Origin of the sequence: Haloferax larsenii, from assembly GCF_024730625.1 — an archaeon.
GTDB classification, from domain to species: domain Archaea; phylum Halobacteriota; class Halobacteria; order Halobacteriales; family Haloferacaceae; genus Haloferax; species Haloferax larsenii.
The window spans coordinates 803,358-828,077 of the sequence record NZ_CP078063.1 but is presented as its reverse complement, the minus strand read 5'-3'; the positions used below and the strand labels follow the sequence as shown (position 1 = coordinate 828,077).

Sequence of the window (24,720 nt, the reverse complement as noted above, 5' to 3'; positions counted from 1 at the left end):
TTTTGCCCCTCCTTTCCCGCTGGCGATCTCTCGGTCGCATTCCGTCCCCTCGGCGCTCTAACCGAGTTGTTTAACAGTCCGCCCGGTGGTAGGTACGCCAACGCAATGCCGAGCGGAGAATACGACCCGGAAACCGTCGAGGCGAACTGGCAAGAGAGGTGGGTCGACGAAGACCTGTACGCGTTCCCGGAGAGCGCGGTAGACCCCGACACTGTCTTCTCTATCGACACGCCGCCGCCGACGGTATCCGGAAGTCTGCACTGGGGCCACGTCTACGGCTCTATCCTGCAGGACTTCGTCGCGCGATTCAAGCGGATGCGCGGCAAGGAAGTCTACTACCCGTTCGGATACGACGACAACGGCATCGCGTCGGAACTCCTGACCGAGGACGAACTCGGTATCAAACACCAGGACTACGAGCGACGCGAGTTCCAGAAGCTCTGCCGCGAAGTCACCTCGAAGTACGAGGCGGAGTTCACCGAGAAGATGCAGCGTATCGGGACGTCCATCGACTGGAACCAGACGTACCAGACCATCTCGCCGGAGGTCCAGCGCGTCTCGCAACTGTCGTTCGTCGACCTGTACGAACAGGACCGACAGTACCGCCAGCGCGCGCCGGCCATCTGGTGTCCCGAGTGTGAGACCGCGATTTCGCAGGTCGAGACCGAAGACGACGAACAGGGCTCGCACTTCCACGACATCGAGTTCGACGTCGTCGACTCCGAGGAGTCCTTCGTTATCTCGACGACGCGACCCGAACTCCTCCCCGCGTGTGTCTCGGTGTTCGTCCACCCCGACGACGACGAGAACCAGCACCTCGTCGGCCAAGAGGCCGAAATTCCGATTTTCGGACAGCAGGTTCCCATCCTCGAAGACGAGCGCGTCGACTTGGAGACGGGGACGGGCCTCGTCATGTGCTGTACCTTCGGCGACCAGACCGACATCGAGTGGTATCAGGCCCACGACCTGCCGCTCCGCATCGCTATCGACGAGTCCGGCACGATGACCGATGTCGCTGGCGAGTACTCCGGCCTGTCGTCCGACGAGGCACGCGAGGAAATCGTCGCCGACCTCGAAGACGCGGGTGCGCTGCTCGACAAGCGCGCTATCACGCACACGGTCAACGTCCACGAGCGCTGTGGCACGAGCGTCGAGTTCCTCGTCAAAGACCAGTGGTACATCAAACTCCTCGACAAGCGCGAGGAGTACCTCGAAGCGGGCGAGGAGATGGACTGGTACCCCGAGAAGATGTTCACGCGGTACAAAAACTGGATTGAAGGTCTCCAGTGGGACTGGGCCATCTCCCGGCAGCGTTCGTCTGGGATTCCGTTCCCGGTCTGGTACTGCGGCGAGTGCGAACACGTCGTCGTCGCCGACCGCGAGGACCTGCCGGTGGACCCGCTTTCGGACGACCCGCCGGTCGATTCGTGTCCCGAGTGCGGCCACGACGAGTTCGTCGCCGAAGACGACGTGTTCGACACGTGGGCGACCTCGTCGCTGACGCCGCTCATCAACGCCGGGTGGGACTGGAACCCCGAGACGGAGGAGATGGAACTCGAACGCGACGAACTCTACCCGTTCGACATGCGCCCGCAGGGCCACGACATCATCTCCTTTTGGCTGTTCCACACGGTCGTCAAGTGCTACGAGCACACCGGCGAGGTCCCGTTCGACAGCGTGATGATAAACGGGATGGTCCTCGACGAGAACCGCGAGAAGATGTCGAAGTCGGTCGGCAACATCGTCTCGCCCGACGAAGTCCTCGACGAATTCCCGGTCGACGCCGCCCGCTACTGGGCCGCCGGAAGCGCCGTCGGCGACGACCTCCCGTATCAGGAGAAAGGTCTCGTCGCGGGCGAGAAGCTGATTCGAAAGCTCTGGAACGCGTCGAAGCTCGTCGAGAGCCTCACCGAGGACGCGCCCGACGAGTTCGACCACGACGACCTGAAGGCCATCGACCGCTGGCTCCTCGCGTCGCTCGACCGCGAAATCGAGTTCGTCACGGAGAAGCTCGACAACCGTGAGTTCTCGAAGGCTCGGGACCGACTCCGGAGCTTCTTCTGGCATACGTTCTGTGACGACTACCTCGAAATCGCCAAGCAGCGCCTTCGCGAGGGCGGGGACCCCTCGGCGGCCTACACGCTCCAGACCGCCCACCGGCGGTTCGTCCGTCTGTTCGCGCCGATTCTCGCACACATTACCGAGGAGCTCTGGCACGACATGTACGACGGCGAGAGCGTCCACGCGCAGTCGTGGCCCGACCCGCTCGGACTCGACGCCGACGTCGAGGCCGGTGAGACCGCCATGGCCGTCGTCGGCGCGCTGCGCAAGTACAAGAGCGACGCTCAGCTTTCGATGAACGCCAGCATCGACGAAGTCGAAGTCTACGGCACCATCGACGGCTTCGAAGACGACATCAGCGGCGTGATGCACGTCGATTCGCTCACCTCGACCGACGCGGAACCGCCTATCGAGTCCGTCATCTCGGGCATCGACCTCGACTACTCCATCGTCGGCCCCGAGTACGGGAGCAAAGTCCCCGACATCGAGGCGGCGCTCGCACAAGACGACTACGAACTCGTCGGCGACGAACTCCACGTCGCCGGCGTCGAACTCGGTCCCGACGCGTTCGAAGTCAACGAAGCGCGTACCTACTCCGGCGAGGGAGAATTCGTCGAGACCGAGGGCGCGCTCGTCATCGTGAAGAACGACGACTAAGCGTTCGCTGTCCTTTTTTCGAGTGTTTCGGCGGGTCTCGTCGCCCGTCTCACTTGGCTGTCGTCGTCAGTCGTCTCCACTCGACGTGAGCAGTCGTCTCCGTCCGACACCGAGTGCCTCAATTATTGTCTCGGCATCGTCGACGTGGGGGACGACCTGTGGATGGTTCGCGTTCGCGTCGTCTTCGTTGACTTCCTCGGGCTCCGGAACCGTGAGTTGCACGTCGGGCCCCGTCTCTAGGTCCGTGTCGAACTCCACCGTCTCGGTGCCGAACAGACGGTCGACGATGTCCGAACTCACGGTGACATCGGTGATTGCGTCGCGTTCGAGACGCGCTTGCGGCTCGTCTAACACCTCGTCGTAGACGACGAGCACATCGTCGTAACAGCGGTACTCGACCGTTCCGTACGTGAGATACCGCGTGGTCCCTCTGACTGCGGCGAACACCCCGGCGAGCGCGAGACACGCGAGCGCCCACGACTCTGCCCCAAAGACAGCCATCGCCACAGCAACAGCGTAGCACCAGAGCACGCCGCTCGAAAGGGTGTAGCGAACGCTTCGGTAGCCAGCGTCGGCGATGGCTGACACGCGCCCGAGTCGGACGCGGTGTGCTGGTTCTCCCTCGGGGACTGCGACCGGGACCGGTTCGATTTCGGTCTCTTCGCTTCCGTACAGTCGGTAGAACGCACCTCGTTTGTCGTCGTCGCGTTCGACTTGCAGCGTCCGGAGGTCGTACAGGAGCTTTCCGGCAGCGACGACAGTAACGGCAAGAACTCCACTCTCGACCGACCCGAGTAACGGCCCAGCGACGGCCAGAAGCACGGCGATTGCGACGAGCAATTTGAACGGAGACAGCAACACCGACCGCGCGGAGTGGTCGCGGTAGCCCTCTTTCACGAAGTACTGTGCTCCGGTTTCGACGCCCCGCCCGACGAACACTCCCAGTCCTCCGAGGAGGATTCGCCCGGCTGTCGCCTCGGTCACGACGGGGTCTATCAACCCGAATACCATGAACGCCGTTATCAGTTCGAGCGGCGCAAGCAGGAAGACTGTCACGAGCAAGACCGGAACGTTCCGGGGGTAAAACGGTGGGAACGGCCCCGGAATCGAGAGACTACCCCGCTTTTCCTGTAGTGGTCCGAGTAATCGATTGTCCTCGTCCATGGCGTTGTTCGGGCGTTTGGCAGCGAACGGGATTTTCACGCACGTCCAGAACAACACGGCCGCGACTTCGGCGACGAACACGCCGAAGAGCACCGACGGGGACCAGCCGAGCAACAGGACACCGACCGGAGCGACCGCGTTGGACGCGAGGACCGCGAGCGCCCCGGAATCGTGAGGGGAGGGAAGGCGCACAATCGGTCAACTGAGTGGGGAGAAAAACAGACTTCGGTTCGCTCCCGTCGTAAGTGGCCTGTCGCGGTCGACTTACAGGTCGACGCCGACCGCGTCGTCGATGGAGTCGAAGCCGTCACGTTCGAGGTGGTCGAGGAGTCCGCGGTTGATATCTCGCGCGAGAGACGGCCCTTCGTAGACGAGGCCCGTGTAGAGTTGGACCATCGAGGCTCCCGCGCGAATCTTCTGGTACGCCCCGTCCGCGTCGGAGACGCCGCCGACGCCGACGATTGGCACGTCGGTTCGCTCGGCGATGAAGCGAATGAGGTCGGTGGCGCGGCCTTCGATTGGCTTGCCCGAGAGACCGCCTCGTTCGGCCTGGTTGGGGTTCTGCAGCGAGTCGGGGCGGGTGGTCGTCGTGTTGCTCGCGATGATTCCGTCGAGTGCCAACTCGTCGACGACTTCGAGGGCATCTTCGATGGCCGGGTCCGGAAGGTCGGGCGAGAGTTTCACGAGAAGCGGGTCGGCACCCGCGTCTACGAGCGTTCCGAGAATCGCTTCGAGGGAGTCGCGGTTTTGGAGGTCGCGGAAGCCCTCGCTGTTGGGACACGAGACGTTGACGACGACGTAGTCGGAGCCGTCGGCGACGCGCTCGTAGGTGTACAGGTAGTCCTCGGGCGCGTCCTCGGCCGCGGTGACTTCGGAGAGCGCGAGGTTGACACCGACCGGGATGTCGGGACGAGGGCCGGCTTGGAGTCGGCGGCCGACTACGTCTGCGCCGTCGTTGTTGAGGCCCATTCGATTGATGATGGCCTCGTCTTCGGGGAGACGGAACATTCGCGGCCGTGGATTCCCGGACTGTGCTTTCGCGGTGACGCCGCCGACTTCGACGTGGCCGAAGCCGAGTGCGGCGAGGACGGTCGGGACTTCGGCGTTCTTGTCGAACCCGGCGGCGACGCCGACCGGGTTGGGGAAGTCGAGGCCGAACGCGGTCGTTTCGAGGCGTGGGTCCTCGACGCGGTACTGTCGTTCGAGGAGTGATTCGACGGGTGTTCCGCGGACTGCGCGAAGGAGTCCGTGGATAGTGCCGTGTGCAGTTTCTGGTGGGAGCGAAAAGAGGAACGGTTTGGCGAGGTGGTAAGGATTCATGCCTGTGGTGCGGGCGAGTCGCTAGGAACACTACTTCGCAGAACGGTCACGGCTGTCCGTCCTCAGAAGTCGTGTTCGACCTGCTCTGGGTCTGCTTTCTGGATGATGATTTTCCCGTCTCGGACACGAACGAATACCTCGTCGCCGATTTCCATGCCAGCGACCGCGAGTTCATCCTCGTGGAGGTTGACGTGGACGTTGTGGTACTCGCCGTTTTCGTCTTTGGCTCCACTCGGACTGAGCTTCTTTTTCCGGACCATCTGGGGGTCTATCCGTTGGTTCGCCGCAGGGAATACATAAGTGTTGTCTCCGCCCCTCAGATTGAGGGGGAAATCCCGGTTTCGGTGCTGTCTCGTTTCTAGATTGCAGACCAAATCGATACCGCTCTTCGAACTCGGCTCGACGGTGGAGTATATAAGTATGGCCCCGTCGTCGGTCGAAAACCGGCGATATATTTATCTTGTGCCATGTGGTTGGTTGCCATAGAGGTGGAAAATCATGGTACGCGAGGACGGTAAGCGGAACTTTGTGCTCCGAGAGGAGGACGGGACAGAGACGAGTGTATTTTCCGGAAGTATGCCCCGACAGGCAGCGCTCAAAGCAGCGCGACGCCTCGACCCGGCAGGCTCCGAAGACAATGCCCAGGCGAACGCGACAGAGATTCGCCTTCGCGAGAAGGGAACCGACAAGGTTCACATCTTCGACGCCTGGGCGTGGACGAGTGACGCCCCCGGTGACAAACCGGAATGGATGGAAGGCGAGATTACGAAAGGGAACGTCTCGAAGAAGGGAATCGAACACCTCGACGAGTAGGCGGTCGTCCCGAGTAGTCGGTCTGATTTTCTTTACGTCGTCCGCGTACGCGTGCGTGTAGGAAAAACAGGTGTCCGTAAGTCCACGTACTCCGTAGTCGATACGTCTTTGAGTGCGGCCCTGTCAGTTTCGCCTACGCGACCAACACCCGGTCAGACCGCACGTGCGATGCGAGGGATGAACGGCCGGCCTCCAGTCGCGTGATATCTACGCCTCCGAGCGACTGCTGTATCGTTTATGATTGCTCACGGCATGAAACCGCATGACGATGCGCCATCGGTTCGACGGCCTTTTATGTACCCGTGCCATTCGGAATAATGCGAAGAAGCGCACGGGGGCACTCCCCCCGACGGCTTCACTTTCGAACGCCCCACGACCCAAAGGCCGTCTGGCGCCTACCGGGATGATACACTCTCCCGGGGCCGCCGACGATACGACGGCCTTAAGTGGTCCAAGGCATTTCGGAAGAATGCGTACGACACACCGCGATTGCAGGGCGATTCAACGCGTCCTGCCACACCGGAAGCGAGCCAATGAAGTTCGACGGGTTTATACCCGACAACGGCATTGGTTCAAATCCGAAGGAAATGAGGATTCCGCCCCTGCGGTACGCCGCAAGACGGTATCTGATGTTAGCCCTAGTAGTTCGGTGACATCCGAACGGATGTCAACGAACTCGGACCTTTGAACGGTGATTTGACAGCATTACGCTGCCATTCACCCGCCAACACCCCGCGACCAGGTTTAAATGGTCGCGACCCATTCCGGTTGATCCTGCCGGAGGTCATTGCTATTGGGGTCCGATTTAGCCATGCTAGTTGCACGAGTTTAGACTCGTGGCGAAAAGCTCAGTAACACGTGGTCAAACTACCCTACGAAGACCCATAACCTCGGGAAACTGAGGCTAATAGGTCATAGGAGAGTCACGCTGGAATGCCGACTCTCCCAAACGCTCAGGCGTCGTAGGATGTGGCTGCGGCCGATTAGGTAGACGGTGGGGTAACGGCCCACCGTGCCGATAATCGGTACGGGTTGTGAGAGCAAGAGCCCGGAGACGGAATCTGAGACAAGATTCCGGGCCCTACGGGGCGCAGCAGGCGCGAAACCTTTACACTGCACGCAAGTGCGATAAGGGGACCCCAAGTGCGAGGGCATATAGTCCTCGCTTTTTCCGACCGTAAGGTGGTCGGCGAATAAGGGCTGGGCAAGACCGGTGCCAGCCGCCGCGGTAATACCGGCAGCCCAAGTGATGACCGATATTATTGGGCCTAAAGCGTCCGTAGCCGGCCACGAAGGTTCATCGGGAAATCCGCCAGCTTAACTGGCGGGCGTCCGGTGAAAACCACGTGGCTTGGGACCGGAAGGCTCGAGGGGTACGTCCGGGGTAGGAGTGAAATCCCGTAATCCTGGACGGACCACCGATGGCGAAAGCACCTCGAGAAGACGGATCCGACGGTGAGGGACGAAAGCTAGGGTCTCGAACCGGATTAGATACCCGGGTAGTCCTAGCTGTAAACGATGCTCGCTAGGTGTGGCACAGGCTACGAGCCTGTGCTGTGCCGTAGGGAAGCCGAGAAGCGAGCCGCCTGGGAAGTACGTCCGCAAGGATGAAACTTAAAGGAATTGGCGGGGGAGCACTACAACCGGAGGAGCCTGCGGTTTAATTGGACTCAACGCCGGACATCTCACCAGCTCCGACTATAGTAATGACGGTCAGGTTGATGACCTTGCCACGACGCTATAGAGAGGAGGTGCATGGCCGCCGTCAGCTCGTACCGTGAGGCGTCCTGTTAAGTCAGGCAACGAGCGAGACCCGCACTTCTAATTGCCAGCAACAGTTTCGACTGGTTGGGTACATTAGAAGGACTGCCGCTGCTAAAGCGGAGGAAGGAACGGGCAACGGTAGGTCAGTATGCCCCGAATGAGCTGGGCTACACGCGGGCTACAATGGCCGAGACAATGGGTTGCTATCTCGAAAGAGAACGCTAATCTCCTAAACTCGGTCGTAGTTCGGATTGAGGGCTGAAACCCGCCCTCATGAAGCTGGATTCGGTAGTAATCGCATTTCAGAAGAGTGCGGTGAATACGTCCCTGCTCCTTGCACACACCGCCCGTCAAAGCACCCGAGTGAGGTCCGGATGAGGCCACCACACGGTGGTCGAATCTGGGCTTCGCAAGGGGGCTTAAGTCGTAACAAGGTAGCCGTAGGGGAATCTGCGGCTGGATCACCTCCTAACGACCGAGACCACCCCGACGGGGTGGCTCACTTTCGATCTCCCGAGTTCCACGACGTCCGTTCGGACACCTTAGAACTACTAGGGCTGACACGGGCCCATAGCTCAGTGGTAGAGTGCCTCCTTTGCAAGGAGGATGCCCAGGGTTCGAATCCCTGTGGGTCCATGGTAAGCAGTACTCCACTCCGAAACAATCGTTCCCCTTAAGTGTGGGAAGACACTTCGGAAGAATGGATACTGACGACTGATGCACCAACCCGCGCAAGCGCGGTTGGGAAGGGTCGAAAACACGCCTCGGAGATCACCGAGGGTGTTTGATGAAACCGTGTGTACGTGCAATCCAGGCGTCCACTGGACCCGTTCTCCGGGTCACAGTGACATATATCAACTGGCTACTGTGCCAGCTGGTGGATAGCTCGGCTCGAGAGCCGATGACGGACGTGCCAAGCTGCGATAAGCTTCAGGGAGCCGCATGGAGGCTAAGAACTGAAGATCTCCGAATGGGAATCCCCACAGCAATTGCCTAGCGCAATGGGGAACGCTCCGAATTGAAACATCTTAGTAGGAGCAGGAAAAGAAAGCAATCCGCGATGTCGTTAGTAACGGCGAGTGAACGCGATACAGTCCAAACCGAAGCCTTCGGGCAATGTGGTGTACGGACTACCCATAACGGACCTGGATCTTACGTGAAGTCTTCTGGAATGGAGCGTGATACAGGGTGAAAACCCCGTAACGTAAGAGACAGGTCCCGGGGTTGTTCCAGAATAGCGGGGGTTGGATATCCCTCGTGAATTTTGCAGGCATCAACTGCGAAGACTAAATACTCCTCGAGACCGATAGCGAACAAGTAGCGTGAGCGAACGCTGAAAAGCACCCCGAAAAGGGCGGTGCAATAGGGCTTGAAATCAGTTGGCGATAGAGCGACGTGGCATAAAAGGTCGTTCGACGAAAGAACTGGGAGCGATCCCGTAGTATGACTCGAACGAAGCCGATGTTACGTCGTACGTTTTGAAAAACGAACCATGGAGTGCATCTGACTGGCGAGTCTAAGGGGTGAACCCCCGGAGGCATAGGGAAACCGATACGGCCGCAGTCTTTGACCAGGGCCACCGTCTTCAAGGGCGGGGAGCCAACCGGATGCGACCCGAAACCAAGTGATCTACGCCGGAGCAGGGCGAAGCGTGGCGAAAGCTGCGTGGAGGCCCGTTAGAGTTGGTGTCCTACAATACCCTCTCGTGACTCTGGTGTAGGGGTGAAAGGCCCATCGAACTTGGCAACAGCTGGTTCCAACCGAAACATGTCGAAGCATGACCTCTGATGAGATAGTTCGTGAGGTAGAGCGACCGATTGGGAATCCGGACTCCGAGAGGAGTTCGCTTCCCTGTCAAACTCCGAACTTACGAACGTCGTCGACTCAGGGAGTCCGGTGTGCGGGGTAAGCTTGTGCACCGTGAGGGAGACAACCCAGAGTTAGGTTAAGGACCCAAAGTGTGGATTAAGTGCGATTGAAGATTGTCTCGAGCCCTAAACAGCCGGGAGGTGAGCTTAGAAGCAGCTACCCTCTAAGAAAAGCGTAACAGCTTACCGGCCGAGGTTCGAGGCGTCGAAAATGATCGGGGCTCAAATCCACCTCCGAGACCTAACAGCGCCCATTAGGGCGATCTCGTAGGTTGGCATACTGTTTGGGTGGAAGCACGGGTGAGAACTCGTGTGGACCGAGCAGCAACGAAAATCATGGTCTCAGTAGCAGCGAGAGTCGGGTGTGAACCCCGACGGCCTTACGCGCAAGGGTTCCTCGGCACTGTCAATCAGCCGAGGGTTAGTCGATCCTAAGTCTATCCGTAATTCGAAATAGATGAAAGGGAAACTGGTTAATATTCCAGTACCTTCTTGCAGCGAAAGTCGACGCTTTAGGAAACACCGAGCGGGGCCTTCGCCCCGTCGAATCGTCGAAATCCGTGGAAGCCGTAATGGCACGAAGCGGACGAATGGCGAGATAGGGAAACTCGGCGGTACCTAGAGCCCGTGAAAAGACAAGCAAGAAGCTCGTACCGAGATCCGACACAGGTGCGCTGGCAGAGCAAGCCAAGGCCTGTCGGGATCAACCGACGTTAGGGAATTCGGCAAGTTAGTCCCGTAAGTTCGCGATAAGGGATGCCTGCTCTTGACCGAGCAGGTCGCAGTGACTCGGACGCTCCGACTGTCTAGTAACAACATAGGTGACCGCAAATCCGCAAGGACTCGTACGGTCACTGAATCCTGCCCAGTGCGGGTATCTGAACACCTAGTACAATAGGACGAAGGACCTGTCAACGGCGGGGGTAACTATGACCCTCTTAAGGTAGCGTAGTACCTTGCCGCTTCAGTAGCGGCTTGCATGAATGGATCAACGAGAGCGTCACTGTCCCAACGTTGGGCCCGGTGAACAGTACGTTCCAGTGCGGAGTCTGGAGACCCCCAAGGGGAAGCGAAGACCCTATAGAGCTTTACTGCAGGCTGTCGCTGAGACGTGGTCGCTAATGTGCAGCATAGGTAGGAGCCATTACACAGGTACCCGCGCCAGCGGGCCACCGAGGCAACATTGAAATACTACCCGTTAGTGACTGCGACTCTCACTCCTGGCGGAGGACACCGGTAGCCGGGCAGTTTGACTGGGGCGGTACGCGCTCGAAAAGATATCGAGCGCGCCCAAAGATTTCCTCACGCGAGTCGGAAACTCGTGGAAGAGCGCAAGAGCAAACGGAAGTCTGACAGTGTCATTCCCAACGAGTGACGCTGACGCGAAAGCGTGGTCTAGCGAACCTACGAGGTTCATTCATGGGACCCGTAGATGACAGAAAAGCTACCTTAGGGATAACAGAGTCGTCACCGGCAAGAGCACATATCGACCCGGTGGCTTGCTACCTCGATGTCGGTTCCCTCCATCCTGCCCGTGCAGAAGCGGGCAAGGGTGAGGTTGTTCGCCTATTAAAGGAGGTCGTGAGCTGGGTTTAGACCGTCGTGAGACAGGTCGGCTGCTATCTATTGGGGGTGTGAAGGAACTTGACGTGAACGTTCGTATAGTACGAGAGGAACTACGAATGGGTGCCACTGGTGTACCGGTTGTCCGAGAGGGCAGATGCCGGGCAGCTACGCACCACGGGGTAAGAGCTGAACGCATCTAAGCTCGAAACCCACACGGAAAAGAAGTTCCACTGAGGACACTCGTAGAAGACGAGTTCGATAGACTCGGGGTGTACGCAACGAGGCAACGAGTTGTTAAGCCCGCGAGCACTAACAGTCCAAGCCACATTCATACGCACTGAGACTCGGGAACGGGTCCAGGCGCAAACTGGATTGCACGTACACACGGAGACGAGGCCAGACCGATATTGGTATGGTATGAAGACGGTTCGATTCCGTCAATCGGCATTACGGCGGCCAGAGCGGTGAGGTTCCACCCGTACCCATCCCGAACACGGAAGTTAAGCTCACCTGCGTTCTGGTCAGTACTGGAGTGAGCGATCCTCTGGGAAATCCAGTTCGCCGCCCCTATTCATAGAAAGCCCACTGGACTGCTGTCCAGTGGGCTTTTTTCATTTACAGACGAGCGAGTGTGCAGCCGCACACTCACAATAAGTCTGCGAGCGGCAGCACTCTCGTAGACCTCTTCGCCTCTCCTCCCCCGCGGCTACTCGCGGACTAGAGATCACACCGTGAGCGGCATCGACGTGTGAACCGCCGCTGCACGTCTGCCAGCAGTGAGGCCCCCACAAAGCACCTGAGCGAGATACCACGGGAGAGCACGTCTTCCCGTACATCGTCAGGCTTAAGCACGAGACAGCGCTACGAAGAGGTGCGCCAAGGTGGCAGAGTCCGGCCGAACGCAGCGGCCTGCAGAGCCGCCCATCGCCGGTTCAAATCCGGCCCTTGGCTTTCTGACGACACAACACACAGAGTGACAACAGCGGTGTGTTTTGCTATCGAGTGAACGACGACAACCAAGCCAGATATGGTAATAGTTAACGTCTAACACACCGAACAGTCACCCGGTACTCGTCACCGAGAGGGGTGGAGGATTTCGCGGTGACGAGTACTATGGAGGAACAGGATGTCTTCAGCAACATCCCCGTCACCAACAGACGAGGCAAATGCGCTCGTCGCCCGACGCTTCCCGGAGGAAGTAGCGACAGAGGGCAAAATCGAGGTTATCGACGAAATCTGTGCGGAGAACGTCGTCGACCACAGCCCACTGGGGGACCGGCGGGGTCGCGAAGAACTGAAAGAACAGCTTAGAAAGTTAAACGAGGCGTTCGGTGACTTCTCGGCGACGGTCGAGGATATCGTCACGGAGGGTGACACGGTCGCGATGCGCGTCACCCTGCGCGGCACCCACGAAGGTGAATTCATGGGCTTTGAACCGACGGGCAAGTCCTTCGAGGCCGGGAACATGGTGTTCACCAGAATCGAAGATGGACTCATCGCCGAGCGGTGGGTTGAGCCAGACCTGCTCGGGATGTTCACGCAACTCGGTATCGTCGACGTCGACGTATCGGAAATGTAGATTCACCGAGCGGGCTTATTTTTGCTCGCCGAATCGGTTTGGAAGTTCCGCTGGCTTCACTTCGTCTTCGAGGTGTGCTTCGAGTGCTGCTTCGGTTTCGTCGTCGCCGAGTGACCGGGCGAGTTCGACCCCGCGGAGGGCAGTCTTCCGTTCTCGAACCCGGGCATCGACGGCGGAGAAACACTCGACACCTTGTTCAAGTTGGCTGAGCGCATCGGCGTCGAGTCCCGCCGACTGAAGTGCATCAGCAAGCTGCAACCGAACCCGGCCCTCTAGAGCCGTCGTCGGAGCGGTCTCGACTCCGGTTTCGAGATAGTCGATGCCACGGTCTATGTCTCCTTCAGCGACGAGGACGAGTCCAAATGCCGCGTTCGCACGGGCGTTCGGCTCTTCATCGTCGTGCGCTGTTGCACGTTCGAGTGCGTCGGCAGCGAGCGCTCGTGCGTCGGCGATATCGCCTCGACCGAGATGTGCACGGGCTTGGATAGTTAGGAGCTCTGTCAACTGTGATTCGTTGCCTTCGAGGAGGTTGGCTGCTTCGTCGGCGTGCTCGAGTACGTCGTCGTACGCTTCGAGCTCGAGGAGCACTTGAGAGAGACCGTGGTGGGAGTTCCCACGAATCCACCCCAACTCGTCGTCATCGAGTGAGTCGAAGACAGTAGTGAACCGGTCACGGGCAGCCTCCAGGTTGCCGCGGTCGAGTTCGATTTTGCCGTAGTTCGTCGACGACGATGCGGCACCCATCTCGTCACCGATGTCACGTCGTATCTCGAGTGCAAGTCGCGTATACCGCGCTGCCTTGTCGAGCGTCCCGTCGACGAGTTCGATAAGCCCGAGAATCGAGAGTGCCAGCGCTTCGCCCCATCTGTAGCCCTGTTCTCGTCGAAGTTGGTGGCTCTCTTGGGCGTGCTCACGTGCTTCGTCGTAGTCCCCAAGCACCTGTTCTGCCCGAGCGAGATTCGAGAGTGTGCTGGCGACTCGAACCGTATCACCGACGGAGCGACGTAGTTCGAGTGCGCGCTCGTAGTGCGTTCTGGCCCCCCCGAACTCCCCCGTGTGACTTGCAATCGACCCGAGCGCGTTCAGCACGTCGCTTCGCCCCACGTCGTCGTCGATTCGTTCGAAGCGGTCGAGCGCCGCCATCGCCATCTCACGTGCGCGCTCGAAATTACTATTGTGTCGCTCAACTTCTGAGAGCCCGGCGTATCCGTCCGCCCGGGCTCTGATAAGCGTCTCTTCGTCGAAACGGTCGTCGTCGTAGTCGCTGAGGGACTCGAACTCGCGCAGCGCGCGGTCGAGTTCGCCGCCGTTGACGAACATCCGAGCGCGCCACCGACGAACGTCGATACGCAACTCATCGTCACAGGCGTCGGGAACGCTGACGCGCGAGTAGTCAGTCTCGGCGTAGAGCGGGGAGAGCCGTGGGTTGTTGACGCCGAGTTCGAAGACGTTTCGAACGAGGCGGTTGCCCCACGCTCCGGGGTCGTCGGCAATCGTCCGAACGATATCTGCGGTCCCACCGAAAACCGATTGGACGGCTCTGCGGGCTTCGGCGTCGTCGGAAAGTGAAAAGAGGGCGTCGAGACACCGTTCGAACCGGCGGCGAGCGCGCCGCTCCGACTCGACTTCGAGGAGACGTTGGAGGAACTGTGTCGACCACGTCTCGTGGACGGTCCGAACCCGCTCGGGTTGGTCTCCGCCGAACGCCGAGTAGAGAACGGACCGTTCGAGCGCATCGAGCGCCGCTTCGACCTGTTGTTCTTCCGCGCCGGTTGACGCGAGGGCGTACGCAAGCGGTGTGTCGACACCGATACCCGACGCGTTCAGAAGGTTGACGAGGACGCCAACGTCGACGCCGACTTCCTCGTCGACTGCTCGAAGGTCGTCGTAGACGTTGTCGATGTCGTCGGCGAGACTCGTCGGCCCACCGGTGTCGCGCATCGCGGGTTCGACGTAGCGTGCGAGGCGGTGGAAAAAGAGGTACATCTCACCGGGGGCGAGTTCGTCGTCGTCACCGGGGCGCAGTTCCTCGGGGTCGATATCGACTGCTTGGTCGACCGTCGCTTCGAAGTGGTCGACGATTCGCTCACGCTCGCGCTCGTCAATCGGGGGAACAGTGACCTCCTCGATGGCGTGGATGCGGTGGGATTCCAGGCGGGCGGACCCCCGGAGTTGGCCGTCACGCCACTCGTTTTCGCGGCTGTCGAGGAGGAACGTCACGGTGGTGTCGTCTGCGAACTCCCGAACGAGTTCGAACACGGCGTTGGCCTCGCTTCGCGTCGCGTCTTCGACGACGACGAGTGCGTGACCGGGTGCATCCGCGAGGTACGACCCGAGATGCGCCGTCGCGGTCAGCGAGTCGCGCTCGCCACTCTTTCGGTAGAGGACGGGGCCGAGCTCGCGCTCGTACCAACGACAGGCGACGGACATACAGACGGTGCTCTTTCCGGACCCGGGTGGGCCGACAACGACGCGATCACGTCCATCACGGAGCGCATGGAATAGCTCTTCGGTGACGGTCTCACGCCCGCTCGACGTTGGACGCTCGCGGTCGAGCGCGTAGCCGACACGGACTTCTCCGAGGTCGAACCCCGCGCGCCAGCAGGCCAGCGGGGGCGAGATTCCGACACGGTCGAAGTAGTCGGCGGACAACCGAACGAGTCCCTGGGATTCGAGCGTCGTCGGGAGCGACTCGCCGCGGACTGACATCGCATTCGAAACTTCGGTGGCGTCGGTGTCGGTGTCAGTGCCAATGTGGATGTCGGCCTCGGTTTGGGTGTCGGTGTCGGCGTCGGCATCGGCGTCGGTGTCGGCGTCGGTAGCGCCGCCGGTGGCGTCAGAGAAGTCGGTTTCAGCATCGCGGTGAGCGTCGCTGCCACCCCCGTCGATAGCGTCGCGTTCGCGGGTGTCGTTTCCGAGTCGTCCTTCGAGGTCGAACGGAGATGCATCTTCCCACACCGATTGCGTGTGTTGGCGTGCCCACGTCACCGCCGCAGTCGACGTGTTACGGAGGACGCCACGAATCTGACCGCTGTCGTCGTAGATGACGACCGTCGACCGAGGGACCCCGTCGGCGACGGTGTGGCCAAACGCGTATGGCGGGACGTCGCCGACGCGGAGGTTGACGTCCGGCGTCGTCTGAATCGCTTCGAGAAGTTCCGGGAAGGCCCGCCAGAGCGCGGTCACGACTGCTTCGGGGACGACCAGTCGACACGCAGTCCCGCCGTTGATACACTCCGTCAGCCGTTCGACGAAGATTCGGTTCGGAAGTTGCGGAAACACCATGGTTCCGTATCCGGTCGCCGAAATCTCTTCGGCGAGGAGTTCGACCGGACGGTGGGGTGTGGCGCTGGCAGAGAGTTCGACGTCGGCGCCGAGAAGCGGCGTCGCCGGGAGTGGATAGTCGGTGGGGAGGTCGGACAGTACCGTGTCGAGTTCGAGCACGTCATCGACGTCGTTGCGGTACGACTCGAAGCGTTCCGTCAGGTACTGTCCCGTAAGGGACGTCGAGAACTCGGCGTTCGACTCCGTGACGAGTCCAGCGGCGACGAGGTCTCGAATCGCTCTATCGACGGTCGACCGCGAGTACGGGAGCGCCTCTGTCAATTCACGCTTGTCGAGGGACGAAGCGTCGAGCACCCGAAGGAAGTCGAAGCGGTCAGAGACGAGTTCGAGGTGCTCGGTCACGCGGTCTCTGTCGGGTGTCACTGTGCTCCTCCATCGTATCGCCAGTGGACACACAGACCGGCAGTCATGGTATCGGTGTTTTGGGGAGGGTCGCCAAAACCCTTCCCTGTCTCGGTATTCGGACCCTCAGTATTCGGGTGGGTGAAATGAACTTCGGCCGTCGGGTTTCCGGAGTCTCTCCGCGGAAAAGTAATCGTTATACGCCGTGTGGCCCATGCCGAAACCATGCAACGACGCGCCGCGGCTATCTCCGTCGTGTTCTTCCTGGTCATCGGTGCGGGTGCATACTCGCTCATCGCGACTGCATCGACACCGACGATCGGGTTCGAGAACCCAGAGTACTCGCTGGCACAGGGCGACGAGTTCACCGTAGCAGGCAGTGAGCAGACGTACACCGTGTCGGCTATCACCGAAGAAGAGGAGTCTGGCGGACACGGAGGCGGCACGACGCTCGTCCGGTCCGGCGAAATCACGTACGTGAACGACTCTGCCCGCTTCACCGAGACGTGGGACAACGGAAGCACCGTCACACTCGATGGTACGGACTGGCGTGTCGAGGTTCCCAACGCCTCCGACCCGTCCGAAGCGACGCTCGTCGAGCTTCGCAACAACACGGCCATCCTGATGAACGACCCGAACGCGGACAACGAGACCATCACCCGTGACGGCCAGAAGTACGTCGTCATCAACGACTCGGAACTCGTGCCCGCCGCGGAGTACTTCCCGGCCAACGAGACGCGCACCGTCGCCGAAGGTGACTCGGTCACCTACGACGAGACGCAAATGACTGTTGCCACGGTCGAGTCCTCGGGCGTCACGCTCGAATGGTTCGACTCCGAAGAAAACACCATCTCGGTCGGCGACGAGGCGAACGTCACCATCGGCGGTGAGAAGTTCCTCGCGCTCTTCCCCGACGACAGCACGCTCGTCCTCACGCAGAACTACGAGAGCTACGAGCGCCAGACCAAGGAGATAGACGAGTTCCACGAGACCGAAAACGGTCTGTGGGGCGTCTCCATCGCTTCGTTCTCGATGGTCATCCTCCTCATCGGTATGGCGTTCCTCCCGTCGCGGTACTAACCCACGCCGCCCGCTGTCACCGTTTTTCAGACCCGCTCGTCACGCCCAGCCACGCGACTGCCGCGCCGATACCGACAGTCGCGAGCGCCGCGAGTATCTGTATCGCCGCCGTGGCCGCGCCACCACCAGCGTAGCGCCATGGCATCCCCGCGAGTGTCCCGAGGCCGACGAGTGCGACGAACACACCGACGACAATCCACAGCCCACGTTGCTTCCACTGACTCGCCAGGCGTGTCATGATACCTGAGTATTCACCTTCTACAGAGAAAAACGAGACGGCGACATGCGGTATGGTCGTCGCGTCCCCGACGCGAAAAAACACTCGCGCGTGGAGGTGTTGTTCGAGGTGAAACGAAGGGGTTCAGCAGGGTGGACCGCCAGAAAACGCGGCTGGCGCTACCGCCGGAGGAAGTCGAGCAGGTGGTAGTCGTGGTCCGGCGTGTAGGTGCGGAACAGGAGGCTGTTCGTGAGCACCGACACCGACGAGAACGCCATCGCGGCGGCGGCGAAGACGGGTTGGAGTAGCCCCAGCGACGCCAACGGAATCATCGCCGTGTTGTAGCCGAGCGCCCAAAACAGGTTCTGCTTGATTTTCGCGAGCGTCCCCTCGGAGATGCGGATGGCCTTCACCACGTCGCGCGGGTCGTCGCGCATGAGCGTCACGTCGGCCGCCTCGATTGCCACGTCGGTACCGGACCCGAGCGCCGTGCCGACGAACGCGGCAGCGAGCGCGGGGGCGTCGTTGACGCCGTCGCCGACCATCATCACCCGCGTCCCGTCGGACTGGAGTGATTCGACGGCGTCGGCTTTGTCCTCGGGGAGGACGCTTGCGCTGACGTGTTCAGGGTCGATTCCGACTTCGTGAGCGACCGCGCGAGCGGTTCGCTCGTTGTCGCCGGTAATCATGTGGACCGTGGCACCGCGCTCGCGGAGGGCGGCGACGGCGTCGGCGGCGGACTCCTTTATCTCGTCGGCGTCGGCGACGACACCGGCGAGCGAGCCATCGACGGCGACGAGCATGGCGGTCTTCCCGTCGTCTTCGAGGTCCGCGAGGGCGTCTTCGGCTGGTGTGGGGTCGATACCCTCGTCCGATAGCAGTTTCCGGTTACCCACGAGGACGGTCCGCCCCTCGACCGTGGCGCGAATCCCGTGTCCGGGGACGTTCTCGAAGTCCTCGGGGTCGGCGAGTTCGATGCCGCGGTCTTCGGCACCCTCGACGATGGCGCGGGCGAGGGGGTGTTCGCTGTCGCGCTCGGCCGAGGCGGCGTACCGGAGGACCGCAGTTTCGTCGAGCGTTTCGTCCTCGCCAGTCGTGACGACGCCGGACCCGTCGGCGGCGGGGCCGAAGGCGACCACGTCGGTGAGGGTCATCTCGCCTTTCGTGAGCGTCCCGGTTTTGTCGAAGACGACCGTCTCCACGTCTTTGACGCGTTCGAGGATGTCGCCGCCTTTGAACACGATACCGTTTTTCGCGCCGATAGCCGTGCCGACCATCGTCGCCGCGGGCGTCGCGAGGCCGAGCGCGCACGGACAGGCGATGAGGACTGCCGACGCGAAGACGACGACGGCGAATTCGAACGTCGAGACGGCACCGCCCGCGGCGACTGGGCCGCCGGCGACCAGTCCCCAGAGGGGCAGCGACTGAATGACTCCCGCGAGCGTCTCGGGGAAGAGATACCAGACAGAGCCCCACAGGAGGGCGTTGACGATGACCGCGGGGACGAAGTACGCCGAGATGCGGTCGGCGAGGTTCTGAATCTCCGGCTGACGACCCTGTGCTTCCTTCACCAGCGAGACGATTTGCTGGATAGCCGTCTCGGAGCCGACTTTGGTCGCTTCGACGACGAGGACGCCGTTTTGGTTGACCGTCGAGCCAACCACCTCGTCACCGGGCTCTTTCGAGACGGGGACCGATTCACCCGTGACCATCGACTCGTCCACGGCTGAGTCACCTTCCACGACGACGCCGTCGGTCGGAATCTTCTCGCCCGGGCGGACTTTCATTCGGTCGCCGACTTCCACGGCGTCGAGTTCGACTTCGCGTTCGGTCCCGTCGTCGTCGACGAGGGTCGCGGTGTCGGCTTCGAGTTCGAGAAGCGACTGGAGCGCTGCCGAAGCCTGTCCCTTCGAGCGCGCTTCGAGGTAGTTCCCGAGCGTGATGAACACCAAGATGAGCGCGGCGGTGTCGAAGTAGAGACTTCCGGCGAGGAGGTCTGAGAGGACGGCGACGGAGTAGAGATACGCCGTCGACGACCCCATCGCGATGAGCACATCCATGTTGGCGGTGCGGTTCTTCACGACCGCGTTGTAGGAGTTGACGTAGAAATCGCGGCCGAGGACGACCTGCACGGGCGTCGCGAGCGCGAACGCGACCCACCCGAGTGGGAGACCAGTTCCGGGAATCGTCTCCGGGAGACCCGCGGCGGTGAACAATTCGACGACCAGCATGGCGAGAAGCGGTACCGAAAGCACTGCTCCGAAGAGCGTCAGTCGCTTCTGGCGTCGAATCTCCTCGGTTCGGGCCACGTCGCGGGCGCTTTCACCGTCGGTTCCCCCGTCGCTGTCACCGTCCTCGGCGTCCCGAATCGGCGTGTAGCCCGCGTCTTCGATTGCCTGATACAGGTCGTCGAGCGTCGCGTCGGCGGGGTTGTACGTCACGCGCGCCTCGTCGGTGGCGTAGTTGACCTCGGCATCGACGACGCCCGGAAGCGACTCCAGTGACGTCCGGTTGGCGTCGGCGCAGTTCGCACAGCTCATGCCACTAATGCCGATAGTTCGCGTCTCGGAGACGGCCTCGTAGCCGGACTCCGCGATGCGGTCGTACACCTCGGCGAGTGACACTCGCTCGGGGTCGTACTCGACTGTCCCCTCGTCGGTAGCGAAGTTGACGGTCGCGTCGGTGACGCCGTCGAGTGATTCGAGAGACTCCGCGACTGTGCGCGAGCAGTTCGCGCAACTCATGCCACGGATGTCCAGATGTGCCCTGCGGCTACTCATGATACTATACACTACGTGCCCCTCTCTTACCTCGATTGTGCCTTCAGAAGCGAAGGTCAAACCGGGTGAGAACCTTCGATTCGAAATCGATGAGCGAGGTCAGTTGTCCAGTCGGGAGGGTCAGCTATCCGACCGGGCGCCCGCTTCCATTCGGTCGTATCGCGACTGGAACCGGTCGAGACAGGACGAACAACAGAAGTGATAGAGCGTGCCGCCGATACGAGCGCGTTCGCCCTCGCTCGTCACGGTGTTGCCGCACTCCGCACACTCCAATGCGAATCCCGTTCCGTTGACTGTGGGCGTCCACTCGGCCGATTCGACGAGGCTGACGTCGTACTCGCGAACCGTCGAGAGGTCCACTAAGTCGTCGAGTTCGACACGAATCGACCCGCCGTCGAGTCGCGCGTGGAACGTCACGTCGCCGTCGGCGGTCACGAAGAGGTGCTCGACTGGGTCGGCCTCCCGAAGCGCGTCGCGGACGTCGCTGACGAACTCCGGCCGCACCGACAGACGGACCAGAACGGGCGTCCCGCCCGAGAGCGTCGAGTGGTCTACGTCGACCGTAAACCGCCGGATGACGCCTTCCTCGCGGAGTCGGTCGATTCGGTCGGAGACGGCCGGAGCCGAGAGTCCGACTTCGTCGGAGATTTCGCTGAACGGCCGCCGAGCGTCGTCGGCGAGGAGTTCGAGGATTCGAAGGTCGGTCTCGTCGAGACTACGCATGAGTGGTCGTTAGGACCGCGGGAACATAATGTGACTCCTCGATTTCGCTTTGGATTCGAAAGTAAAACCTCTCGCATGCCGAATCGACGAAAGGAAAATCGACTAAGGGAAGAAGCACGTCTCTTCGAACGATGAGCACGACTCTCACCGTTACGGGTATGACCTGCGAGCACTGCGAGGGGCGCGTCGTCGACGCGCTCGAATCTGTCTCCGGCGTCACCTCGGCGACCGCCGACCGCGAGACGGACACCGCGACCATCGAGGGCGACGCCGACGTGGATTCGCTCGTCTCGGCCGTCGAAGACGCCGGATACGACGCGGACGCGTAACTGGGTTCGGGCTCCGGCCACCTCGAAGGCAGACTGTAGGTACAAGAGGCTCGGTCCCAAAGCCAGCGTATGTCTCCTCCGAGCGACGACTTCCAGACGCCGCCGCGCGACCCCGTCGACGACGTTCCGACTGTCACCTGTTCGCGTTGTAACCGCGAGTGGGACCTCACCTACGAGCTAGACGAGTTGAAACTCGGAAACCAGTCGGTCGAGCAGTTCGCGCTCGACCACCGACGTCACACCGGCCACTTCCCCGACGACGTGACTCCGTGGGTCGCGTCGTGTCGGCAGTGCCCGGACGGCGAGCAGTTCCTCTCCGAGTCGCCCGCCCGCCGATGGGCGCGGACGCACACACGCCATACGACCCACGAAGTCAGCCTCGAACACGCCGGCGAGTCGACGATTCTCGACGCCGAGTAAGCAGTCGAAGCCGCCTCGTGGAGGGGATGGGACTATCTCTCAGTCACCAATCTCTGCACTCACTCCCGACTGGTGTCGGCAGGTCTCCCAGTAGTCGGTATATCGACGGCGTCGAACGAGAGTCGCATCTTCGTCTCCGAACTCTCCGAGGGAACCACTTCGAAGCCGAGTCCGAGATAGACGTGTATCGCCCGGCGGTTCTCGGGTGCGACGTGGAGCACGAGCGCGTCGTGACCGTTCGATTCGGCGTCCGCGACGACGTGGCGGCAGAGTTCGGTCCCGATACCGCGGTCGTGACTGTCGGGGTGGACGAACACGGCGAGTTCCGGTTCCGGGTCGTCACGCGGCGCGTAGGTCGCGTGACCGACGACCTCTTTGCCGTCGACGGCGACGTAGTTGCGCCCGCGCTCGACGAGCCCCTCCAGCCACTCGTCGATTCGGGCCGCTCCGGTCGGCGGCAGTCCTAACGACCGGTGCTCCGTTCCGTAAGAGAGATACATCTCGCGCAGTCGTTCCCAGTCGTCCGAGACGTAGGTGCGGGCGACCAGTCCAATGCCGTGTTTGTCGACGAATCGAGGGCACCGAGGCGGACAGTACGGCGTCCCAACACACTGGCTCGGGTCCCAGAGGGCGGTGTCCCCATCGCCGCGTTCGGCCGTCACGTCCATTACTGTGTGAATACGTGACGCACCACTGACGGTATGTACCCACGATTTCGCGGGGGTATATGCGACCATCCATACCGGGGTGATTTTCCCAAATTCCCAGTTCCATGGATTCGAAAATCGGTCTGGCTTTTTACCCATCTTCCAACCCAACACTCGCATGTGAGGTGACGGATGATGACCACAACCGGCCAAATCGAGATGCTCGGGAACCGGCTCGAATTCGACTACGCCGAGGGTGCGACCGGCTACGTGTTGGTCTTGACTCGGCTCATCACCGGGTACTGGTTCCTCCACGCGGGGGTCACCAAGTACCTCGCCGCCGAGCCGTTCGACGCGGGTGGCTGGCTGGTCAACGCCACTGGCGGTGCGCCAGCACCGGTCCACCAGTTCCTCGTCTGGGTCGGCCAGACGCCGTGGATGCTGGAGTTCACGAACATCATGATTCCGCTCGGTGAGACGCTCATCGGTCTCGGACTGCTCGTGGGCGCACTCACCCGTCTGGCGGCCTTCTTCGGCGGCTTCCTGATGGTGTTCTTCTACCTCGGGAACGCCGAGTGGGCACACGGCTTCGTCAACGGCGACCTGCTCGGACTCATGATGTTCGTCATCGTCGGCACTCTCGGTGCGGGTCGTATCCTCGGTCTCGACGCGTACCTCGAACAGACCGACTTCGTCCAGAAACACCCCGCGCTCAAGTACCTCCTCGGATGAGGAGTGAACTCTCAGCGACGACCACGTCGCCGATGTCCCGTCTCTTTTGCGACCACTGAGTTCTGTTTAGGGGCACCTAAAATTCGAAAGTAGTTTATCGCCTTAGGTTAGCCTAAAACGTATGAACGGAGACGAGACGAATTCGAGTGGGCCGACACGTCGTTCGATTATTCACAGCGCGGGAGCCATCGCGGGTGCCGGACTGCTCGCCGGGTGTATGGGACAGACGAGTTCGGAAGCCGATGCGGAGACGAAAACGTCGACGCAAACGGACGCGCCGACCGAGACCGATACACAGGAGACGACGAACGCGCCAGACGATTCGTACACCGTCTCCATCGAACCCGTCGGCGACGTTCAGTTCGAGTCCGTCCCCGAGACGTGGGTCGCAAACAACGGCAGTTGGGCCGACATGGGAATCGCCCTCGGTCTCGAACCGCCGAAGGCCGTCTGGCTGACGAGACGGTACCACACCCAGTACTACGACGCGATTCCGGGGCTGTCGGTCGATAAGAGCGACATGGTCTCGCTGTACCAAGACGGCGTTAGCAAGGAGCTCTTCTACGAACTCGACGCCGACGTGCACGTCATGGACCCGAACTTCCTGATGAACCGGTTCAAGGGCTGGACCCAAGCGGACGTGGACGAAGTCGTCTCCGAAGTCGCCCCGATGTTCGGGAACTGCATCTACGCCCAGCACTACCCGTGGCACGAGGACTACCGTTACTACTCTTTGTACGAAGGCTTCGAGAAACTCGCGCAGGTGTTCCAGCGCACCGACCGCTACGAGGCGTTCGTCGAACTCCACGACGAGTTCGAGACGAACCTCGAATCGGTCGTCCCGGCCGAGGGCGACCGCCCCGCCGGGGCGGTTCTCTGGGGCGTCGGCGACGAACCCGAGAAGTACTACCCGTACATTATCGGCGACGGAACCGGGTTCAAGCACTTCCGTGACCTCGGCGTGAAAGACGCCCTCGCCGCCTCCGACGTGAAGGACTTCCACGGCACGCGCGCCGCTATCGACCTCGAAACACTCCTCGAAGTCGACCCCGAGGTGCTCTTGCTCCGCGGCTACGAGTCGAAGACCCGCGAAGAGTTCGAGTCCACGGTCGTCGACTTCCTGCAGAACCACGAGACCGCGAGCGCGCTCACCGCCGTCGAGAACGGCGATATCTACCGTGCAGGCAGTCTGTATCAGGGCCCGATTACGAACCTCGTGCTCACCCAGCGCACCGCCGAGTCGCTCTACGGTGTGGACGAACAGCTCTACGACGCCCAGCGCGTCGCCGACATCGTCGCCGGGGAGTTCTGAC

16 protein-coding genes, 2 tRNA genes and 3 rRNA genes are annotated in these 24,720 nt (G+C 61.3%); 13 read left to right on the top strand and 8 right to left on the bottom strand.

What is annotated here, in order from left to right; translation table 11 throughout:
* The first annotated feature begins 105 nt into the window (after window positions 1–105).
* Window positions 106–2,718 carry a valine--tRNA ligase gene (locus KU306_RS04280; RefSeq protein ID WP_258302982.1) on the top strand — a complete coding sequence of 871 codons (2,613 nt, stop codon included), beginning with the start codon at window positions 106–108 and terminating at the stop codon, window positions 2,716–2,718.
* A gap of 66 nt (window positions 2,719–2,784) precedes the next feature.
* Here KU306_RS04280 and KU306_RS04275 read toward each other — a convergent pair whose 3' ends face one another.
* The 3 genes from KU306_RS04275 to KU306_RS04265 form a co-directional block, all read right to left on the bottom strand.
* The gene (locus KU306_RS04275; protein ID WP_258302981.1) at window positions 2,785–4,074 is read right to left on the bottom strand and encodes a DUF6498-containing protein; all 1,290 of its coding nucleotides are present in this window, start codon (window positions 4,072–4,074) and stop codon (window positions 2,785–2,787) included.
* Between the two features lie 72 nt (window positions 4,075–4,146).
* Entirely contained in the window at window positions 4,147–5,202 is a 1,056-nt protein-coding gene (locus KU306_RS04270; protein WP_258302980.1) for a quinone-dependent dihydroorotate dehydrogenase, read from the bottom strand.
* Window positions 5,203–5,264: 62 nt separating this feature from the next.
* Window positions 5,265–5,462: a hypothetical protein gene (locus tag KU306_RS04265; RefSeq protein ID WP_004059056.1), complete on the bottom strand. Its 198-nt coding sequence runs from the start codon at window positions 5,460–5,462 to the stop codon at window positions 5,265–5,267.
* Between the two features lie 238 nt (window positions 5,463–5,700).
* Between KU306_RS04265 and KU306_RS04260 the strand changes: the two genes are divergently transcribed.
* The 7 genes from KU306_RS04260 (at window position 5,701) to KU306_RS04230 (ending at window position 12,792) form a co-directional block, all read left to right on the top strand.
* A complete protein-coding gene (locus tag KU306_RS04260; RefSeq protein ID WP_049918818.1) occupies window positions 5,701–6,015 on the top strand; it encodes a non-histone chromosomal MC1 family protein in 315 nt (104 codons plus the stop codon).
* Window positions 6,016–6,776: 761 nt separating this feature from the next.
* Window positions 6,777–8,249, top strand: a 16S ribosomal RNA gene (locus KU306_RS04255).
* 94 nt (window positions 8,250–8,343) lie between these two features.
* Window positions 8,344–8,415 (top strand) — tRNA-Ala (locus tag KU306_RS04250).
* Window positions 8,416–8,632: 217 nt separating this feature from the next.
* A 23S ribosomal RNA gene (locus KU306_RS04245) occupies window positions 8,633–11,544 on the top strand.
* A 117-nt stretch (window positions 11,545–11,661) separates the two neighbouring features.
* A 5S ribosomal RNA gene (rrf, locus tag KU306_RS04240) occupies window positions 11,662–11,783 on the top strand.
* Together the 16S, 23S and 5S rRNA genes with 2 tRNA genes alongside form the textbook arrangement of a ribosomal RNA operon.
* Window positions 11,784–12,088: 305 nt before the next feature.
* Window positions 12,089–12,164 (top strand) — tRNA-Cys (locus KU306_RS04235).
* A gap of 175 nt (window positions 12,165–12,339) precedes the next feature.
* The gene (locus tag KU306_RS04230; protein WP_258302979.1) at window positions 12,340–12,792 is read left to right on the top strand and encodes an ester cyclase; all 453 of its coding nucleotides are present in this window, start codon (window positions 12,340–12,342) and stop codon (window positions 12,790–12,792) included.
* A 15-nt stretch (window positions 12,793–12,807) separates the two neighbouring features.
* Here KU306_RS04230 and KU306_RS04225 read toward each other — a convergent pair whose 3' ends face one another.
* Window positions 12,808–16,500: a tetratricopeptide repeat protein gene (locus KU306_RS04225; RefSeq protein ID WP_258302978.1), complete on the bottom strand. Its 3,693-nt coding sequence runs from the start codon at window positions 16,498–16,500 to the stop codon at window positions 12,808–12,810.
* A gap of 204 nt (window positions 16,501–16,704) precedes the next feature.
* Between KU306_RS04225 and KU306_RS04220 the strand changes: the two genes are divergently transcribed.
* Window positions 16,705–17,559, top strand: coding sequence for a hypothetical protein (locus tag KU306_RS04220; protein WP_258302977.1), 855 nt, complete (start codon window positions 16,705–16,707; stop codon window positions 17,557–17,559).
* 16 nt (window positions 17,560–17,575) lie between these two features.
* Here KU306_RS04220 and KU306_RS04215 read toward each other — a convergent pair whose 3' ends face one another.
* From KU306_RS04215 to KU306_RS04205, 3 genes are all read right to left on the bottom strand, one after another.
* Complete coding sequence (locus KU306_RS04215; RefSeq protein WP_049918626.1) at window positions 17,576–17,797, bottom strand: DUF8123 family protein; 222 nt, start codon at window positions 17,795–17,797, stop codon at window positions 17,576–17,578.
* 158 nt (window positions 17,798–17,955) lie between these two features.
* The gene (locus KU306_RS04210; RefSeq protein ID WP_258302976.1) at window positions 17,956–20,556 is read right to left on the bottom strand and encodes a heavy metal translocating P-type ATPase; all 2,601 of its coding nucleotides are present in this window, start codon (window positions 20,554–20,556) and stop codon (window positions 17,956–17,958) included.
* A 120-nt stretch (window positions 20,557–20,676) separates the two neighbouring features.
* A complete protein-coding gene (locus KU306_RS04205) occupies window positions 20,677–21,279 on the bottom strand; it encodes a winged helix-turn-helix transcriptional regulator (protein WP_258302975.1) in 603 nt (200 codons plus the stop codon).
* A 131-nt stretch (window positions 21,280–21,410) separates the two neighbouring features.
* Between KU306_RS04205 and KU306_RS04200 the strand changes: the two genes are divergently transcribed.
* Entirely contained in the window at window positions 21,411–21,608 is a 198-nt protein-coding gene (locus tag KU306_RS04200) for a heavy-metal-associated domain-containing protein (RefSeq protein WP_007540697.1), read from the top strand.
* Between the two features lie 69 nt (window positions 21,609–21,677).
* Entirely contained in the window at window positions 21,678–22,028 is a 351-nt protein-coding gene (locus KU306_RS04195) for a DUF8062 family protein (protein WP_007540699.1), read from the top strand.
* Window positions 22,029–22,087: 59 nt separating this feature from the next.
* Here KU306_RS04195 and KU306_RS04190 read toward each other — a convergent pair whose 3' ends face one another.
* Entirely contained in the window at window positions 22,088–22,696 is a 609-nt protein-coding gene (locus KU306_RS04190) for a GNAT family N-acetyltransferase (protein ID WP_258302974.1), read from the bottom strand.
* A gap of 174 nt (window positions 22,697–22,870) precedes the next feature.
* On the opposite strand from KU306_RS04190, the gene KU306_RS04185 reads away from it, so the two are divergent.
* Window positions 22,871–23,407: a DoxX family protein gene (locus tag KU306_RS04185; protein ID WP_049918627.1), complete on the top strand. Its 537-nt coding sequence runs from the start codon at window positions 22,871–22,873 to the stop codon at window positions 23,405–23,407.
* Between the two features lie 121 nt (window positions 23,408–23,528).
* Window positions 23,529–24,719: an ABC transporter substrate-binding protein gene (locus KU306_RS04180; protein WP_258302973.1), complete on the top strand. Its 1,191-nt coding sequence runs from the start codon at window positions 23,529–23,531 to the stop codon at window positions 24,717–24,719.
* Window position 24,720 lies beyond the last annotated feature (1 nt).

Excerpts from the sequence above, each read along its gene's own strand:
- KU306_RS04260 (WP_049918818.1), top strand. The coding sequence starts at position 5,701 with ATGGTACGCGAGGACGGTAAGCGGAACTTTGTGCTCCGAGAGGAGGAC.
- KU306_RS04215 (WP_049918626.1), bottom strand. The coding sequence starts at position 17,797 with ATGACACGCCTGGCGAGTCAGTGGAAGCAACGTGGGCTGTGGATTGTC.
- KU306_RS04205 (WP_258302975.1), bottom strand. The coding sequence starts at position 21,279 with ATGCGTAGTCTCGACGAGACCGACCTTCGAATCCTCGAACTCCTCGCC.
- KU306_RS04270 (WP_258302980.1), bottom strand. The coding sequence starts at position 5,202 with ATGAATCCTTACCACCTCGCCAAACCGTTCCTCTTTTCGCTCCCACCA.
- KU306_RS04195 (WP_007540699.1), top strand. The coding sequence starts at position 21,678 with ATGTCTCCTCCGAGCGACGACTTCCAGACGCCGCCGCGCGACCCCGTC.
- KU306_RS04210 (WP_258302976.1), bottom strand. The coding sequence starts at position 20,556 with ATGAGTAGCCGCAGGGCACATCTGGACATCCGTGGCATGAGTTGCGCG.
- KU306_RS04280 (WP_258302982.1), top strand. The coding sequence starts at position 106 with ATGCCGAGCGGAGAATACGACCCGGAAACCGTCGAGGCGAACTGGCAA.
- KU306_RS04200 (WP_007540697.1), top strand. The coding sequence starts at position 21,411 with ATGAGCACGACTCTCACCGTTACGGGTATGACCTGCGAGCACTGCGAG.
- KU306_RS04180 (WP_258302973.1), top strand. The coding sequence starts at position 23,529 with ATGAACGGAGACGAGACGAATTCGAGTGGGCCGACACGTCGTTCGATT.
- KU306_RS04190 (WP_258302974.1), bottom strand. The coding sequence starts at position 22,696 with ATGGACGTGACGGCCGAACGCGGCGATGGGGACACCGCCCTCTGGGAC.
- KU306_RS04220 (WP_258302977.1), top strand. The coding sequence starts at position 16,705 with ATGCAACGACGCGCCGCGGCTATCTCCGTCGTGTTCTTCCTGGTCATC.
- KU306_RS04265 (WP_004059056.1), bottom strand. The coding sequence starts at position 5,462 with ATGGTCCGGAAAAAGAAGCTCAGTCCGAGTGGAGCCAAAGACGAAAAC.
- KU306_RS04230 (WP_258302979.1), top strand. The coding sequence starts at position 12,340 with ATGTCTTCAGCAACATCCCCGTCACCAACAGACGAGGCAAATGCGCTC.
- KU306_RS04185 (WP_049918627.1), top strand. The coding sequence starts at position 22,871 with ATGACCACAACCGGCCAAATCGAGATGCTCGGGAACCGGCTCGAATTC.